Source organism: Moorena sp. SIO2C4, from assembly GCF_010672485.1.
GTDB classification, from domain to species: domain Bacteria; phylum Cyanobacteriota; class Cyanobacteriia; order Cyanobacteriales; family Coleofasciculaceae; genus Moorena; species Moorena producens.
Map to the genome: position 1 here is coordinate 1 of NZ_JAAHGN010000902.1, position 3,182 is coordinate 3,182.

Consider the following 3,182-nt stretch of genomic DNA (forward strand, 5'->3'; position numbering starts at 1 on the left):
TATCTTCCCGAGTATAGTCCTGATTATAACTTAATTGAATTGGTTTGGCATTCAGCAAAAGAATATATTGCCAATCGAGTTTTCAAATCAATTGAAGAATTAGAATGTTTGTTAAATCATCTTTTAAATGAAGGAGGGTTAATTATAAAATGGGTACGAAAAATAAAAAACAAAGGCAATGCTGTTATCACAGTTTAAATGCGCAACAGCTTAGTAATTACACCATCCTCTTATAATGGGTTTTAGTCGGCTGATTAGAGCCGTCTGCGGGGCAGCTCTGTATTGTTCGATAACTTTGGCGAGCTGCCTGTAATGCTCTAGAACTTTTTCTTTAGATGGTTTGATGATGGTCTTAAAACCTTGTTTTGACTGGTTTTTACCGACTTGATATTGACGGATATTGAATCCGAGGAAGTCAAATCCTTCAAATGTATGGGTAATCCTGGTCTTACTTGATTTTAATTCCAAACCCATGTCATTCAACCATGTATTGATGATTCTTTGACATTTTTCTACCACGTAATGGTCTTTATGCATTATGACAAAGTCATCTGCATATCGGATTAAATTTAATGCATTCCTATTTTTGGATTTACTTCCCTTCATAGTTTCTGCGAATTGTTTAATCCTTTTTTCCATGCCGTGAAGGGCTATATTTGCCAGAAGGGGAGATATGACTCCGCCTTGTGGAGTGCCCTCTTCTGTAGGTGAGAATGTCTCATTATCCATCACACCAGCTTTTAGCCAGGATTTGATTAATCGTCTTAAGGATGGATAAGTATTCAATTTTGTGAGAAGTGCATTATGGTTGATTTTATCGTTCGCGAAGCGTGGCCTACGGCCAAAGCATTTGGCAATGTCGGCATCTAGTACCCATTTAGGTTTTTGGTTGATGCCTGTGAATATTGCTTCAATAGCATCGTGACAGGAGCGTCCTGGTCTGAACCCGTATGAATTGGGTTCAAAACGTGCTTCCCATTCAGGTTCTAATGCCTGCTTAGTTAGTGCCTGTAATGCGCGGTCATACATGGTCGGGATTCCTAATGGGCGTTTTTCTGATTGTCCGGGTTTAGGAATCCAGACCCGTCTGGTAGGTTTTGCCTTTTTGGAGATTTTGAGGTTGGCTACTAAGGTGAGGCGTTGTCTCTTGGTTAGAGATTTGACCCCATCTATTCCGGCAGTCTTTTTACCTTTATTCTCCTGGGTGACCCTACGTACCGCTATCATCTTGGCGGTCCAGGACTTCATTAGAGTTTTTTGCAGTTTTCTTACCGCACGGATATCACCACGAACAGAGGCTCGAAATATTCGTTTTTGCAACTTAAATAGGGTCTTTTCTAGCTTGCGCCAGTTAACCTTATTCCATTCCACCGTCTGGAAACCCAGCGTCTTAGACATATCAATTGGTACTTACAACTATTTCATTTCCGTTTGACGTGAGTCCGTCAGTATATCCTAGACATTACTCTAGACATTAACTTCTGACTCAATCTTTCCCCGGTACGACATGCGGCTAACTACCTACTCAGAATATTCGACCTTTCAACAGAGTACATATCGGGGTTATTTCGTTCCTGATAACCATTCTGCGAACTTTTAGGGTGGTACTATTCACCAGGAATAATTTCGGGAAATCATTATGAAGAGTCAAAACCTCATAATCCATATTCCTTTGACTGTTTGTCTGTAGCGTAATCAACCCATTTCGCTACACGATGATAACGATGATTCAAACGTACCTTTCTCTCGTACCCATGAGTCCTGTGCCTGTTACTAACTTCCCCTGGATTGGTTCCGCTTCACTGTTCGACCCTTGCATCAATCCGTAAGTTCGTTACTCCTTATGAATCAGGGTAAGGCTGTCACTCGGATTTCACGAGGGGTGGATTTTCACCACCATGGTTACCAAGTTGTCTAGGTTCAGTAATTTGTCCTAGCGGTTAATCCCCCAAAACCCTGACGGGGCAAGGTTTATAACCAACGAATCGCACCTGATTGGTCATCTCAGGATGCTTTCTCATTCTGGTATTCCAATAGATTAGGTCTCCATCATAAGGGCTTCTGGTGTCTTTGACTTTTGTGTGTCTGATAATTTCTACCTTGGCATGTCTAGGTAAGTAATTATCTTTACTAGTCATAAACATCCATCTATCCTTTCCTAAGGTTCCCCAATATTTCTTGGTTACCCAGTTTTTAGATTTATTAGGATGCCTTCTGTATCCCCATCTTTGAAGCTTATTCCATAACATGTATCCTATTTTCTCGAATGTTTCTTTGCTACATACTGTTTTATTGTAGTTGCACCATCCGAGTATAATAGGTTTAAGGCATTTTATTAGTGCCTCTTGGGAGGCGGCTCTATGACGGTCTATTTTGTCTGAGAGCTGCCTATAATGTCTTTGGATGCTTTCTTTGGATGGTTTTATGATGGTCTTAAAACCTTGTTTTGACTGATTTTTACCTACATTGTATTGACGTATATTGAATCCTAGGAAGTCAAATCCGTCCGTTGTGTGGGCTATTTTTGTTTTACTTGGTTTTAATTCCAGCCCTATATCCTTCAACCATGTGCTAATAATTTTTTGACATTCTTCTACTGTGGTTTGGTCTTCGTGTATGATTACGAAGTCGTCAGCATATCTTATCAAACTCATTGCCTTTCTCTTTTGTGTTTTAGCCCTCCCTTTTATTTTTAATGTTTCTGCATATTGTTTGATGTGCTCTTCCATTCCGTGGAGGGCTATATTTGCCAGGAGTGGAGATATAACTCCACCCTGAGGAGTGCCCTCTTTTGTAGGTGAGAATGTTCCATTGTCCATCACTCCGGCTTTGAGCCAGGACTTTATTAGACGTCTTAAGGATGGATATGTATTTAATTTTGTTAGTAGCGTTTCATGGTTGATTTTGTCAAAGCATTTGGCAATATCTGCATCTAGAACCCATTTTTGTTTTTGGGCAATGGCTTTGAATATTGCTTCAATAGCATCGTGACATGAGCGTCCTGGTCTGAACCCATAAGAGTTGGGTTCAAATTTTGCTTCCCATTCAGGTTCTAATGCCTGTTTAGCAAGTGCCTGTAAAGCACGGTCATATATGGTCGGGATTCCTAAAGGTCGCTTTTCCGTTTTTCCAGGTTTTGGTATCCAAACCCTTCTTGTTGGTTTTGCCTTCTTATGGATTTT

2 protein-coding genes and 1 pseudogene are annotated in these 3,182 nt (G+C 40.4%); 1 reads left to right on the forward strand and 2 read right to left on the reverse strand.

What is annotated here, in order from left to right:
* The coding region (locus F6K20_RS31070; RefSeq protein WP_287265468.1) for a transposase at positions 1–198 on the forward strand (198 nt) is incomplete at its 5' end.
* A gap of 15 nt (positions 199–213) precedes the next feature.
* Here F6K20_RS31070 and ltrA (F6K20_RS31075) read toward each other — a convergent pair.
* Both ltrA (F6K20_RS31075) and ltrA (F6K20_RS31080) read right to left on the reverse strand, forming a co-directional pair.
* Positions 214–1,398: pseudogene (gene ltrA, locus F6K20_RS31075) on the reverse strand (group II intron reverse transcriptase/maturase); the annotation flags it as partial.
* A 542-nt stretch (positions 1,399–1,940) separates the two neighbouring features.
* Positions 1,941–3,182, reverse strand: a 1,242-nt coding sequence (gene ltrA, locus F6K20_RS31080; protein ID WP_287297296.1) for a group II intron reverse transcriptase/maturase, incomplete at its 5' end; no start/stop codon positions are given.